General features: G+C 59.0%; 13 protein-coding genes. 6 read left to right on the forward strand and 7 right to left on the reverse strand.

Annotated elements, in window-relative coordinates; genetic code table 11:
- Positions 1-24 precede the first annotated feature (24 nt).
- From JFT81_RS29020 to JFT81_RS29035, 4 genes are all read right to left on the reverse strand, one after another.
- The gene (locus JFT81_RS29020) at positions 25-1,680 is read right to left on the reverse strand and encodes an AMP-binding protein (RefSeq protein WP_201231056.1); all 1,656 of its coding nucleotides are present in this window, start codon (positions 1,678-1,680) and stop codon (positions 25-27) included.
- A 209-nt stretch (positions 1,681-1,889) separates the two neighbouring features.
- Positions 1,890-2,342: a phosphohistidine phosphatase SixA gene (sixA, locus tag JFT81_RS29025; RefSeq protein ID WP_201231057.1), complete on the reverse strand. Its 453-nt coding sequence runs from the start codon at positions 2,340-2,342 to the stop codon at positions 1,890-1,892.
- Positions 2,339-2,686: a DUF4389 domain-containing protein gene (locus JFT81_RS29030; RefSeq protein WP_201231058.1), complete on the reverse strand. Its 348-nt coding sequence runs from the start codon at positions 2,684-2,686 to the stop codon at positions 2,339-2,341. Before JFT81_RS29030 ends, sixA begins: the two co-directional genes overlap by 4 nt.
- Positions 2,687-2,719: 33 nt before the next feature.
- Entirely contained in the window at positions 2,720-3,745 is a 1,026-nt protein-coding gene (locus JFT81_RS29035) for an NAD(P)H-dependent glycerol-3-phosphate dehydrogenase (RefSeq protein WP_158829152.1), read from the reverse strand.
- A 196-nt stretch (positions 3,746-3,941) separates the two neighbouring features.
- Here JFT81_RS29035 and JFT81_RS29040 point away from each other — a divergent pair, with 196 nt between their 5' ends.
- From JFT81_RS29040 to JFT81_RS29065, 6 genes are all read left to right on the forward strand, one after another.
- The gene (locus JFT81_RS29040; protein ID WP_201231059.1) at positions 3,942-6,065 is read left to right on the forward strand and encodes a TonB-dependent receptor; all 2,124 of its coding nucleotides are present in this window, start codon (positions 3,942-3,944) and stop codon (positions 6,063-6,065) included.
- Between the two features lies 1 nt (position 6,066).
- Positions 6,067-6,999, forward strand: coding sequence for an ABC transporter substrate-binding protein (locus tag JFT81_RS29045; RefSeq protein WP_201231060.1), 933 nt, complete (start codon positions 6,067-6,069; stop codon positions 6,997-6,999).
- Positions 6,996-8,900: a response regulator gene (locus JFT81_RS29050; RefSeq protein ID WP_201231061.1), complete on the forward strand. Its 1,905-nt coding sequence runs from the start codon at positions 6,996-6,998 to the stop codon at positions 8,898-8,900. Before JFT81_RS29045 ends, JFT81_RS29050 begins: the two co-directional genes overlap by 4 nt.
- Before the next feature lie 247 nt (positions 8,901-9,147).
- Positions 9,148-9,663 (forward strand): 3-hydroxyacyl-[acyl-carrier-protein] dehydratase FabA, encoded by a 516-nt coding sequence (fabA, locus tag JFT81_RS29055; protein WP_064391590.1) that lies wholly within the window; start codon positions 9,148-9,150, stop codon positions 9,661-9,663.
- A gap of 11 nt (positions 9,664-9,674) precedes the next feature.
- Complete coding sequence (gene fabB / locus JFT81_RS29060; protein WP_201147690.1) at positions 9,675-10,895, forward strand: beta-ketoacyl-ACP synthase I; 1,221 nt, start codon at positions 9,675-9,677, stop codon at positions 10,893-10,895.
- 390 nt (positions 10,896-11,285) lie between these two features.
- The gene (locus JFT81_RS29065; RefSeq protein ID WP_201231062.1) at positions 11,286-11,474 is read left to right on the forward strand and encodes a hypothetical protein; all 189 of its coding nucleotides are present in this window, start codon (positions 11,286-11,288) and stop codon (positions 11,472-11,474) included.
- A gap of 63 nt (positions 11,475-11,537) precedes the next feature.
- Here the strand turns inward: JFT81_RS29065 and JFT81_RS29070 are convergent, their stop codons facing one another.
- The 3 genes from JFT81_RS29070 to mazG form a co-directional block, all read right to left on the reverse strand.
- Positions 11,538-12,485, reverse strand: coding sequence for a hypothetical protein (locus JFT81_RS29070; RefSeq protein ID WP_201231063.1), 948 nt, complete (start codon positions 12,483-12,485; stop codon positions 11,538-11,540).
- 229 nt (positions 12,486-12,714) lie between these two features.
- Positions 12,715-13,257, reverse strand: coding sequence for a DUF2058 domain-containing protein (locus tag JFT81_RS29075; protein ID WP_201231064.1), 543 nt, complete (start codon positions 13,255-13,257; stop codon positions 12,715-12,717).
- Between the two features lie 25 nt (positions 13,258-13,282).
- The gene (mazG, locus tag JFT81_RS29080) at positions 13,283-14,116 is read right to left on the reverse strand and encodes a nucleoside triphosphate pyrophosphohydrolase (protein ID WP_201231105.1); all 834 of its coding nucleotides are present in this window, start codon (positions 14,114-14,116) and stop codon (positions 13,283-13,285) included.
- Between the last annotated feature and the right edge of the window lie 124 nt (positions 14,117-14,240).

Here is a 14,240-nt window from a genome sequence, read left to right on the forward strand (position 1 = left end):
TTCCTTGGTTGTTTTGGTTGTCGCTCAATCCTGCCACAGCACCGACTCGCTGCGCTCGCTCCATTCTTCGAAGCGGGCGCCGTAGGTGTCTTCGATGACGTTGCGCTTGATCTTCAGCGTCGGGGTGAGAAAGCCGTTTTCGACGCCCCAACTGTCCTTGACCACCACCAACCGGCGCAGGCGTTCGTGCTTGTCGAGCGCGGCGTTGACCTCTTCCAGGAGTTTTTCCAGGCTCGAGTGCAGACTGGCCCGACCTTCTTCCTGACTGACGATGGAGAGCACACACAAACCCAACGGGGCGCTCAATCCATCGCCGACGACACAGACCTGCTCGATCCGGGAATGCACCGCCAGACGATTCTCGATCGGTGCCGGGGCGACGTATTTGCCTTTGCTGGTCTTGAAGATTTCCTTGAGCCGCCCGGTCAGGCGCAGGCGTCCTTCGGCATCCTGCTCGCCCTTGTCGCCGGTGCGCAGGAAACCGTCCTCGGTGATCGTTTCGGCGGTTTTCTGCGGTTCCTTGAAATAGCCGAGCATGTTGGCCTGACTGCGCACCTGCACTTCGCCCGACTCATCGATGCGCACCTCGACATCCGGACACGGTTTGCCGATCCAGCCCTGTTTATATTGTCCCGGCAGGCAGATGTGCGAGTAGCCACAGCTCTCGGTCATGCCATAGACCTCCAGCACGTCGAGGCCGAGTTTCCGATACCAGTTGAGCAAGGTCTGCGGCACCGGCGCCGCGCCGGACAGCGCCACACGCAAGGCGTCCAGCCCCAGCCCGGCGAGCACTTTGTGCCCGACCCGTTTACCCATAAACGGCAGACCGAGGAGCCAATCCAGACGCTTCGCCGGGACCTTGCTGTACACGCCCATCTGGAATTTGGTCCAGATCCGTGGCACGCCGAACATTGCGGTCGGCCGCGCACGCTTGAGATCGGTGATGAAGGTGTCGAGGCTTTCGGCAAAGAACACGGTTTGCCCGGTATAGATCGACGCCAGTTCAACGAACATCCGCTCGGCAACGTGACACAGCGGCAGATATGACAGCAGTCGATCGCTCTCGTTGAGCCCGAACAATTGCGTACCGCGCGTGGTGGCAAAGCCGAGATTGGCAAAGCTGTGCATCACGCCTTTGGGCAGGCCAGTGGTGCCGGAGGTGTAGATGATCGTTGCCAGTTGCTCGGCAGGCGGGCGCGGATCGTCCTGAATCGGCGAGTAGCGCTGCAGGTCTGCCCAACTGAAATCGAATTTTCCGGGCGGATGCAGCGGCAAGCTGATGGTCGGCAGATCCGCCGGCACGCCTTGCGACATATTCGGCCAATCATCCAGCTTGCCAATAAACACCAGCACACTTTCCGAGTGCTTGAGCACTTGGGCCACGGAGTCCGCGGTGAGATTGGGATACAGCGGTACCGAAACATGCCCGGCCATCCAGATCGCGAGATCGGCGATGATCCAGTGCGCGCAATTTTTCGAGATCAGGGCGATATGGCTGCCTTGCGGCAACTCGCGGGCGCGCAGCCAGTGCGCAGCGCAGCGGGCCTGATGGCCGACGTCGGCCCAACTGAGCGTCTCTACCTGCCCGCCGCCGGTGGGCTGCACCAGGAAGCGCTGGCGCGGGTGCCGGGCTTCACGTTCGTAGAACACGTCCAGCGGCAACCGGAAGGCGGCAGACATGCGACTCGCTCCTGTTTTTTTGGTCTGGAGCAAGCGTAGTCAACCAAGCAAGTGCTTGGTTGAAAAATTCAAACAAATAATTTCAGGCAAACACGCAAAAGGCTGCGGTGATTTGAGGAGCTTCTTCGCGGGCAAGCCTTGCTCCTACAAAAACGGCATGATCCGCTCTTGCAGGAGCAAGGCTTGCCCGCGATGAAGCCGACTCGGTATCAAGGGTGTCTGAGGCTGTTAAGGGTCATCGAGCCAATCAACAGCTCAGGGCTTTCCAGCTCGGCCAACCCGGCGGTGCTGACCCGCTCCGGCGGATACCCGGCGCCGTGCTGCAGATAGCTGAGCAGATTGCCCACCAACGGGTTGTGGCTGACCAGCAGTACATTGCTCACCGAAACCAACTGATCGGCGACCCTGTCCGGATCGACTTCCGGCGTCAGCCATTCGACCGTGCGAATCTCCGGCTCGAACCCCAGCGCCTCGCGAACAATCTGCGCGGTCTGTTGCGCACGCAGATAAGGGCTGGCGTAGATCGCGGTCAGCGGCTGGCCGATCAAATGGGCCGCGCTGCTCAAGGCCTCTTTGCGACCGTGCTCGGTCAGTTCCCGCTCGGAGTCAGGGCACGAGCCATAAGGTACGGCCTCGCCGTGACGCAACACCCAGAGTTTCATAGCTTGGGCTCCTCATCTCGGGCCGGGTGTGGGGCCGGCGGCACGGCATGCGGCGCTTCACCCTCCGGCGCACGCGGGGTTGGCCAGTCGGCGAACGGCCAGGGTTTCTGGTCGCTGTGGAAACTGCCGAAACGGCCGATCTGCGCCAGAAACTGGCTCAGGCTGTCGCCAAAATTCATCAGGCTGGCGCTTGGCGCGCCATAGATCAAACGGTAGATCAGTTGCACCAGCACCACAGCGCCGAGGATGAACTGCGCCACTTGCCAGACCAGCACGTAGACGATCATCCACAACACGCGCAAGAGGATGGACTCGTACTTGGCTTCGATTTTCGGATCGTTCATGGCTTGCTCCCCTGTCCGTAGATAAACGCTGAATCAGTTGAAACCGCTGGTGGAAATAAAGTCGACGTCGGTTTTCGGTTCGGCACGCATCAGTAGACCGATCACCTGTTCCAGCGTGCGTCCTTCAAACAGGATCGCGTGCAGGCCGGCGACCAACGGCATGTACACGCCGACTTCCTGGGATTTGGCCTTGAGCACTTTCAGAGTGTTGACCCCTTCGGCGACTTCACCGAGGCGCGACACGGCTTCGTCGAGACTCAAACCTTGGCCGAGGGCGAAACCGACCTGATAGTTGCGGCTCTTCGGTGAGGAACACGTGACGATCAAATCGCCAACACCGGCCAGACCGAGGAAGGTCATCGGGTTCGCTCCTTGATTCACCGCAAATCGGGTCATTTCCGCCAAGGCCCGAGTGATCAGCATGCTCTTGGTGTTCTCACCCATTTCCAGCGCCACGGCCATGCCGGCGATGATCGCGTAAACGTTTTTCAGCGCCCCGCCGAGTTCGACGCCAAAACGGTCGGCACTGGCATAAACGCGGAAAGTGCGGCCATGCAGCGCGGCTTGCACTTGCTTGCAAAGTTCTTCGTCTTCACTGGCGACCACCGTGGCAGTCAGCGCATGCTCGGCGATTTCCCGCGCCAGGTTCGGCCCCGACAGCACGCCGATGCGCGCCTGCGGAGCGATCTCTTCGAGGATCTGGCTCATCAGTTTGAAGGTCTGGGCTTCGATGCCTTTGGTCAGGCTGACCAGCATCTTGCCGCTCAAGCGCTCGGCGTGCGCGGCGAGTACCGTGCGCAGTGCGCTGGACGGCAGCGCGACGAAGCACAAATCACAGGCGTCGAGAGTGGCTTGCAGGTCGGTGACAGCGGTCACGCCTGGCAGAATCTTGATGCCTTTGAGGTAACGCGGGTTTTCGCGATTGACCCGGATGGCCTCGGCCTGTTCGGGGTCACGCATCCACTGCAAGACTTGATGGCCGTTCTCGGCCAATAGATTGGCCACGGCGGTACCAAAACTTCCGCCTCCCAGGACCGCAATCGGGCGCTGTTCAGTCATATGCAATCCATTAATCCATACCAGTGGCGATGTCGGCATTATACGGGGCGACCCGATGGCGGCCAGCCCCCACGTCAATTACCGATACTTGTAGGAAGAAGACCAATAAAACCTAGGAAAATGCCTGCAACGTGACTGGAAAAGTCGCTGCCCTCGGTTAACATGCGCGCCAATTCTTTGCTTTCAAGGCTGCGTCGTGTCTGTCGGTTCTCCTCCCCCGCGTTCGTCCCTGTTACTGGCGCTGTTGTTCAGCCCGGTGTTGCAGGCGGACGACCTGTTCATGGACGGCGAAGCATTGCCGCAGGTGCTGACGGCCACGCGCCTGAAACAGACGCCGGCGGAAGTGCCGGGGAGCATGACCGTACTCGACAGCGAACTGATCAACGCCAGCGGCGCCCGCGACATCAGCGAACTGCTGCGCCTGGTGCCGGGAATGATGGTCGGCAACATCAGCGGCAACCAGGCGGCGGTCAATTACCACGGCACCAACGCCACCGAGGCGCGCCGCATGCAAGTGTTGATCGATGGTCGCTCGGTGTACCGCGCCGGACTGGCCACGGTCGACTGGAGCGATATTCCGGTGGCCATGGAAGACATCGAGCGCATCGAAGTCTTTCGCGGCCCGAACACTGTCAGCTATGGCGCCAACGCGCTGATGGCAGTGGTCAATATCATCACGCGTAACCCGGCGGACAGCCACGGCACTCGGCTCAAATACACCCGCGGTCAACGCGGCATCAATGACTTCTATGCCAGTCAGGGCACCGGCTGGAATGGCGGCGACCTGCGCCTGTCGTTGTCCGGGCAGGAGGACGACGGTTTCGACACCGACCGCACGGGTGCCGATTACCGCGACAGCCGCCGTTTGAACCGCTTCAGCCTCGCGGTCAGCCAAACCCTCAGCGACAACCAGAGCCTCGACTGGCAGGTCAACGCGAAAGATGGCACCAACCAGCGGCCGTACACCTACCATCCGGTGTTCTCGGGGATTACCGCCGCCGGCAACAATTCCGACGTGGTGGCTAAAGATTACGCCGGCTCGGTGCGCTGGAACCTCGACATCAATCCTGAGCACAGTCTTTATATACAAGGCTCGGCGCAGCACTGGGATCGTCAGCAAACCTGGCGCGCGTGCGACGCCGAAGTGTCGTTCAGCCCCGAGCTGGCGCAACTGTGGCAGCTCGACCCGAACTACACCGAACGGCTGGCGCGCAACATCACCCGTTTCACCGGCCCTGGCGCTGCGCCCGGCACGCCGCAGGAAATGGCGCTGGCCAACCGGGCGCTCGATCAATGGCGCAACGGTGCCAGCCAGACTTTATGCGGCGACATCGATCAGAGCGCCCGCGAATCGCGCTACGATCTCGAATTGCAGGACACCCTCAGCCTGTCCGACAGCCTGCGTCTGGTCAGTGGCATGAACTATCGTTACGACCGCGCCGATTCCGAAACCTACTTCAACGGCACGCTGGACGACACCACCTGGCGCGCGTTCGGCCAACTGGAGTGGCGCGCCACTGAACACTGGCTGTTGCAAGGCGGGGCGATGTTCGAAGACACGCAACTGATCGGCAGTTCGCTGACCCCACGCTTCGCGATCAATTACCTGATCAACCCGCGCCATGGTCTGCGCGCGGTGTACTCGGAGGCCATCCGCTCGCCGGACATGTTCGAGAACAACGTCAACTGGAGCTATCAGGTCAGCAACCTGCGGCCCTCGGCGTACGGTCAGTCGTCGGCGCGCTACTTCGTCAAGACGCGCGGCCCCGGCGATCTCGATCAGGAGCACATGCGCTCGCGGGAGCTGGGCTACAACGGCTACTTCGCCGAGCTCGGCCTGGCGCTCGACATCAAGCTGTTCTACGACGAAATCACCGGGATGATCAGCGAGCCATTGCGCAACAATCAGTACATCGCCAGCAACGCCAATAGCTCACGGTTTCGCGGCACCGAAACCCAGCTCGACTGGCGGGTCAGCCGGGCCGACCGCTTGCGCTTCACTTACGCATTCGTCGACGCCGAGGCGAGCAATCCTCTGGATCAGCAATTCACCTCACGCAACAGCGGTTCCGCCGGTTGGCTGCGTGACTGGGGCCACGGTTGGAACAGCGCCCTCTTCTATTACGGCGACAACGCACTCAATGGTTACCGTTTTGAACGGGTCGACACGCGCATCGCCAAACGCATCCCGCTGGGTAAAGCCCAACTGCAACTGGCCGGTGTGCTGCAACAGCGTCTCGATCATGAGCCGACCACCTTCGTCGATAACAACTACGACGAACGCCGGGTGATGTATTTCAGCGCCGAGCTGGAGTTCTAGGGTGCGCCTGGGCACGTCACGGAAGACGCCAACCCTTGGCCACTGGCTGGCCGGGCTCTGTCTGTTTTTGGTCGCCTGGCTGCACGGAGTGGCCGTGCAGGCCGCAGACATTCTGTTGACCGGCGCCGAGGAAAGCCCTGGCGTACAGGCGTTCGTGCAGGCGCTGAGCGAACTGCGCCCGACTGACACGGTGCGTTTCCAGCCACTGGCCAGCCTGCCGACGCCCGGCAAGTTGCCGTCGAGCCTGCGTCTGATTCTGCTCGATCTGCCGAGCCTCGACTGGCGCTTGCAGGAGCCTCAGGGCCCGGCGACGCTGGTGTTGCGCATCAGCCGTTTGCAAGCCCGGCAACGGCTGGGCACAGCGCAACCGCCACGTCTCAGCCTGCTGTGGAGCGATCCACCGCTGAGCCGACAATTGCAATTGATCCGGCGGATTCTGCCGCAGGCGCGGCGCGTCGGTGTGCTGTTCGATCAGCACAGCGAATTCCTGCTCAAGGAGCTTAACCTGGCGGCCCAACCCTTGAATCTGCAAATCGTCAGCCAGCGCTGGGACAACACTCACGACAGCCGCCCCTTGCAAGCCGTGTTGAAAAACAGCGACGTACTGCTCGGCCTCGACGACCCCGACCTGTACAACCCGAAAACCGCAAAAAATCTGCTGCTCAGCAGCTACTCGCGGCAAGTCGCGCTAATCGGTCCCAATGTTGCTTTCGTGCGCGCTGGCAGCCTGGCCAGCAGCTACAGCGACCAGAACGATTGGCTGAGCCTGCTCGATCAATTACTCGACCAGCCACCGGCTGCTTGGCCGCGAACGCTCTATCCCGGACATTTCAAAGTCTCTAGTAACGCGCAGGTCGCTCGTTCATTAGGCATCGAACCGCCTGATGACGCCGCCGTCGCCAGAGCATTGGCTGAAGGAGAACGCCGCCCATGAGTTTCCGTCGCCGTTGGGATATCAATACCCGCACCCAGTTGATCAGCCTCGGCCCGGCGCTGTTGTTGACCTTGTTGCTGATCAGCTTCTTCACCTTCGTGCGCATTCAGGATTTGCGTCAGGAGCTTACTCACACCGGCCAACTGATCGCCAACCAACTGGCGCCCGCCACCGAGTACGGGGTGATTTCCGGTAACAACGAAGTGCTGGAAAGCCTGCTCAAAGCCACGCTGGCCACGCCCAACGTACGTTTTCTGGAAGTGCAGGACAGCGCCAACCGGATTCTGGTGTATGTCGAACAACCCGCGGCGGCCCACAGTCGCCCGCATCAGGTCGAGGTATTTCAGGCACCGGTGCGGCTGCAACGGATTGCCCTGCACAATGATTTTTTCCAGGATGGCAAAGTCAATAACGGCGCTGCCGGCGAGGATTACCTGGGGCGGGTGATCGTCGGCCTGTCCAACGATGCCTTCAGTCAGCGCCAGCAGGAAATCCTGTTCAAGGCCGCGATCCTCGCGCTGTTCGCGCTGCTGTTCACTTTTGTCCTCGCGCGCCGCCTGGCCGGCAGCCTGTCGCAGCCGATCCGCAATATCGGCAATGCGGTCAAGGCGATTCAGGACGGCGACTATAAAACCCCGCTACCGATTGTCGACGACACCGAGCTTGGCGCGCTGTCGCAACACATCAATAACCTTGCCCAGGCGCTGGAGCAGGCCAGCCGCGAACAGCATCAGGCGATGGCGCAACTGATCCAGACGCGCGAGGAGGCAGAAAAGGCCAACAACGCCAAATCCGATTTTCTGGCGATGATGAGCCATGAACTGCGCACACCGATGAATGGCGTACTGGGCATGCTGCAACTGCTCGAAACCACCGAGATGACCGAGGAGCAGGTCGAATACGCTGCGCTCGCATCAGAGTCCACCGAGCATCTGCTGAAAGTCATCAACGACATTCTCGACTTCTCGCGGATCGAGCGCTCGGAACTGGAGCTGGAGCACATTCCGTTCAATCTGGCCGAACTGATCGGCGCCTGCGCCCAGTCGTTTCAGCACAGCGCCGTGCAACGGGGCCTGGCGCTGAACCTGCGGATCCCCGAGGACATGCGCGGCTTGCAAGTGCAGGGCGATCCGACGCGGATCCGGCAGATTCTGGTCAATCTGGTCGGCAATGCGCTGAAGTTCACCGAACAAGGGCGGGTCAGCATCGAAGCGCAATGGCAGTCGCTGGATCATGAACTGCTGTGGTTTACCTGCTCGGTGCGCGACAGCGGCATCGGTATTTCCACCGAGAGCCTGGAGTTGATGTTCAACGCCTTCCAGCAGGCCGACAGTTCGATTTCACGGCGCTACGGTGGCACGGGACTGGGCCTGCCGATCGCCCGGACACTCGCCGAACGCATGGGCGGTACTCTGCGGGCGCAGAGTGAAGAAGGCCTCGGCTCGGTGTTCACCCTGGAAATCCCGCTGGCCCTCTATAAACAGGCGTTGCCGCCACTGCCAGCACCGCGCGCGCCGAATGGCGACGGCCAGGGTGAGGGGCGCAACGTGCTGCTGGTGGAAGACAATCCGGTCAATCAGACCGTGATCGAAGCGATGCTGCGTAGCCTGGGCTTTACGGTCAGCGTTGCCACCGATGGTGCGCAGGCGGTGCGCAGCGCCGAAGGCAATGATTACGAAGTGATTCTGATGGATTGCCGCTTGCCGATCATCGATGGCTACGAAGCCACCCGACAGATCCGTCGCCTGCCCGGACGCAGCGAGGTGCCGATCATCGCGCTGACCGCCAATGCCTTGCAGGGCGACCGCGAGACCTGCCTGTCGGCGGGCATGAACGATTATCTGGCCAAGCCGTTCAAACGTAATGATCTGCAGCAGATTCTGCAGCGCTGGGTGTCGTAGTGTGGGCCTTTCGACCATCTGCGACTGGCGTGAAAAGCGAAAGTGCGGCAGTCTTAGGCACCCGAACGAGCCTCAAAAGAGGCTTGATTAAAAATTTCAGTGCACAAGTGTACATTCATGTCCTTGGTGCTGTGACTTTCACCACAACGCAATAGTCTATGAGTAGGCTGCCGGTTCGAGGCATGAACGCTTCGAACGGTCGGGAAGATTTGCCCCACCTGCCGCATGGGATTATTGAGGAGCTCGCATGACCAAACAAAACGCCTTTACTCGGGAAGATCTGCTGCGCTGCAGTCGCGGTGAGCTGTTCGGCCCAGGTAACGCGCAACTGCCCGCCCCGAACATGCTGATGGTGGATCGCATCACCCTGATCAGCGAAGAAGGTGGCAAGTACGGCAAAGGTGAATTGGTCGCCGAACTGGATATCAACCCTGACCTGTGGTTCTTCGCGTGCCACTTCGAAGGCGATCCGGTAATGCCGGGCTGCCTGGGTCTGGACGCCATGTGGCAACTGGTCGGCTTCTTCCTGGGCTGGCAAGGCCTGCCGGGCCGCGGCCGTGCGCTGGGTTCGGGCGAAGTGAAATTCTTCGGTCAGGTGCTGCCGACTGCCAAGAAAGTCACCTACAACATTCAAATCAAGCGCGTCCTCAAGGGCAAGCTGAACCTGGCCATCGCCGACGGTTCGGTGTCTGTTGACGGTCGCGAAATCTACACCGCCGAAGGCCTTCGCGTCGGCGTGTTCACCTCCACTGACAACTTCTAAGGGTTATTCGCATGCGCCGCGTCGTTATCACTGGTCTGGGCATTGTTTCGTGCCTGGGCAATGACAAAGAGACCGTCTCCGCTAACCTGCGTGCAAGCCGCCCTGGCATCCGGTTCAACCCGGAATATGCCGAAATGGGTCTGCGTAGCCAGGTTTCCGGCTCCATCGACCTCAACCTTGAAGAGCTGATCGATCGCAAGATCTATCGCTTCGTCGGCCACGCAGCGGCTTACGCCTACCTGGCCATGAAAGACGCGATCACTGACTCCGGTCTGACCGAAGAGCAAGTGTCCAACCCGCGTACCGGCCTGATTGCTGGTTCCGGCGGTGCTTCCACGCTGAACCAGATGGAAGCGCTGGACATCCTGCGCGAGAAAGGCGTGAAGCGTGTTGGCCCATACCGCGTAACGCGGACCATGAGCAGCACCGTTTCCGCTTGCCTGGCCACGCCGTTCAAGATCAAGGGCCTGAACTACTCCATCGCTTCTGCCTGCGCCACCAGTGCTCACTGCATCGGTACCGCCATGGAACAGATCCAGATGGGCAAGCAGGACATCGTCTTCGCCGGTGGCGGTGAAGAAGAGCACTGGAGCCAGTCGTTCCTGTTCGACGCCATGGGCGCTCTGTCCAGCAAGCGTAACGACACCCCGGAACAAGCTTCCCGTGCCTACGACAAAGACCGTGACGGTTTCGTTATCGCGGGTGGTGGCGGCATGGTTGTGGTTGAAGAACTGGAACACGCTCTGGCTCGTGGCGCGAAAATCTACGCCGAAATCGTTGGCTACGGTGCAACGTCCGACGGCTACGACATGGTTGCCCCAAGTGGCGAAGGCGCGATCCGCTGCATGCAGATGGCGATGTCCACCGTTGATACCCCGATCGACTACCTGAACACCCACGGCACTTCGACTCCGGTCGGCGACGTCGCGGAAATGAAAGGTGTGCGTGAAGTGTTCGGCGACAAGGCTCCAGCGATCAGCTCGACCAAGAGCCTGTCCGGTCACTCCCTGGGCGCCGCCGGCGTTCACGAAGCGATCTACTGCATGCTGATGATGGAAGGCAACTTCATTGCCGGTTCCGCCAACATCGACGAGTTGGACCCTGAAGTGGCCGATCTGCCGGTGCTGACCAAGACCCGCGAGAACGCCACCCTCAATACCGTGATGAGCAACAGCTTCGGCTTCGGCGGCACCAACGCCACGCTGGTACTGAAGCGCTGGGAAGGCAAGTAATTCCCCGAGCTTGAGCCACACATAAAAACGCCCCGACTGGTTCGGGGCGTTTTTTTGCCTGTAGTAAATGGCAGTTACACTGCAAAAACCTGTGGGAGCGAGCCTGATCGCGAATGCGATATTGCAGTCACCCTATCATCGTCTGACCCACCGGATTCGCGAGCAGGCTCGCTCCCACAATGGTCTGGCGGTGCGTTTGAAAATGAAACTTCTGTCATGAAACTTTGCAGGCTGCGACCGAATGTCGCGGATTTAGCGGGCTGCAGCACTGTTGCGTTTCACGCAAGAATACGTTGCACGAATCAAGCGTTTACTTAGCAAGCTAACAAATCATATAAAAGAGTCCTGCACACGCCTTGCTGCAGATAACTTGAGATTTGGAGCTAGCAGATGACTGTAAAAGTAACTGAACGCGACGATTCACACATGTCCCACGAAGGCGTAGCCGCCGGTATCCGGATCTGGGACGTGCATCAACAAGACTTGCTGGTCGGCATGTTCCACAACGAGATCGATGCCCACAATTACAAGGCCGAACTGGAAGTGGAAGAACAGCAACGTGACCGCGCAGCCGGTTGAACACCCAACTCTTCAAGCCTGCAGCCTGCCGGCCCTCCCCTGGCAGGCTGCAACAAATACTGGTCAGGAAACGCGGATAACGCTCAGATAAACGTTATCGTCGATCTCTACCGAAGGGATGTCGTCGACGATCCGCCCGTCCTTAAGCATGACCACCTCGCACGCACCACTGCCCATACCGTCATTTCTGACCGAGTACTGGATCGCGCTCGGGTGTTGCTTGTCGTAGTCAAAGGACATGCCACAGGCAATCAGAAAGTCGATTTTCACTTCAGGGATTTCAACTTCCTTATCCCGCTCGCCTTGCTTCAGCACGGCATAATCGAGGCACACGTTAACGCCGAACGGGCAGCCCGGAACAAGACTATTGATAAACAGTCCCTGGTAACCCCCGAAGTAACTGTGCTCAGCGCTGACATCGCTGTCATCCTTGATCTTGATTACGAACTCGTCAAACAGTTTGAAGAACCAGAAGCCATCTTCGTTACCAACACTCCGACCAAAGTCGATGCCGGAAACATGACGCTTTGGCCACATCGACATCAACGGGATATTGGCTTCATATTCTTTATTGGTGATCGTCAGCAAGTAATTGATGACTTCGTAATAACTCGCATCACCCTCTCCCACTTTTACCAACGTCGCACAACTTCCCGCCAACAGGACAATCTTGCCGTACCGTTCAACAGGCAGATCTTTCATTAACGACGAAATATACGCAGGTACTTTTTCCAGGTAAGCGGTGGTCAATTCATGCAGCTCTTCCTCGCTATCGACCTCACGCCAGGGGATGTTCCAGAAGAATTCAGGCAAGGTGAAGAACAGGCATTCCGAGCCGTCATGGTCTGCCGCTGCGGCCTTGGCGGCGATCCTGATTTTGCGGCGCACAAACTCGACCCGGGCATCCAGTTCGCTGACCATGTAATCGGTAATTGACTGACCAGGTGCCCGCAACTGAGAGAACTGCGGATTAAAAGTAGGTTGGCGCAACGAAGCAATGCTTAATAACATCAGCAATATCCTTATGCATTTAATTTAATTCCATTTATTCTCCCTACACAAAAACACTTATATGAAACTGCTACGCACTGCATGAGCAGCGCAAAACCTTAACACTTCAAAAAAGTTAATTTCCGCCAAAAGAAAACCCGCCGATCGTATCGATACGAATCGGCGGGTTCAATATATAAAAACTTTCAAAGTACTAGCAAAGATGTAAGCCGCTAGAACCGGAAGTTAATTACCACATCAGATCATCAGGAATCTGATACGCCGCGTACGGATCATCCTCAGTACTGACCTCCTCGGTCTGTACGTTGAGCTGCACGATACGTTGCGGGTCGCGCTCCTGGATCTTCAGGGCGGCTTCACGCGGGATCACTTCGTAACCGCCGGCGTGGTGGACGATCGCCAGTGAGCCGCTGCTGAGCTTGTTGCGCATCAGCGTGTTGACCGAGAGGCGCTTGACCTTCTTGTCGTCGACGAAGTTGTAGTAATCCTCGGTGGTCAGCTTCGGCAGACGCGAGACTTCGATCAGTTGCTTGACCTGCGCCGCACGTGCCTTGGCTTCGACTTTTTCCTGCTGCTGACGATTCAGCTCCTGGTCGCGCTTGACCTTCTCGGCCATCGCTTCCTGAGCGGCGCGCTGCTGCGAGTCGTCCAGTTCGATCTGACCTTTGTGGGCCAGACGCTGCTGCTTCTGTTTGTCTTTGCTGACCTGCTTGGCCTGCTTTTGGTTAACCAGACCTGCTTTGAGCAACTGGTCGCGAAGGGAAATACTCATGGGGCTTACTCACTTGGGCAGTTGCTCAGCCGCAGCTGGGCGCATTCTTTTCCTGACGTTTGGCTTCACCCCACAGGGCGTCCAACTCTTCGAGGGTGCAATCTTCTATGGGACGGTGGGTGTCGCGCAATGCCTGTTCGATAAAACGGAAACGTCTTTCGAACTTGCCGTTGGCGCCACGCAAGGCAGTTTCCGGGTCGACCTTCAGATGCCGGGCCAGATTGACCACGGAAAACAGCAGATCGCCGATCTCGTCAGCCACGGCGACGGGATCGTTTTCAGACATGGCTTCGAGGACTTCATCAAGCTCCTCACGAACCTTGTCCAGCACCGGCAAGGCATCTGGCCAGTCGAAACCGACCTGCCCTGCGCGCTTCTGCAACTTGGCTGAACGTGACAGGGCCGGGAGCGTGGCCGGCACGTCGTCGAGCAATGACAGCTGCTCTGGCGCGGCAGATTTCTCGGCACGTTCTTCGGCCTTGATCTCTTCCCAGCGCTGCTTGACCTGATCTTCCGTCAAACGAGGAACATCCAGCGGCGCGTACAAATCCCCGGTCGGGAACACGTGGGGATGACGACGGATCAACTTGCGGGTGATGCTGTCGATCACACCTGCAAACTCGAAGCGCCCTTCTTCCCGGGCCAGTTGGCTGTAATAGACGACCTGAAACAACAGATCACCGAGCTCACCCTGTAAATGATCGAAATCGCCACGCTCGATGGCGTCGGCCACTTCGTAGGCTTCTTCGAGGGTGTGCGGAACGATGGTCGCGTAGGTTTGCTTGATGTCCCACGGGCAACCGTACTGCGGATCACGCAGACGGTTCATCAGATGGAGCAGGTCTTCAAGGCTGTACATCATTTATCTCTCACCACAAAACCTTGTGGGAGCGAGCCTGCTCGCGAAAGCGGTGTGTCTGCAACAATGATGTCGACTGACACTCCCTCTTCGCGAGCAGGCTCGCTCCCACAGTTGATCGGCG

This window comes from Pseudomonas sp. TH43, from assembly GCF_016650635.1.
Lineage (GTDB): Bacteria > Pseudomonadota > Gammaproteobacteria > Pseudomonadales > Pseudomonadaceae > Aquipseudomonas.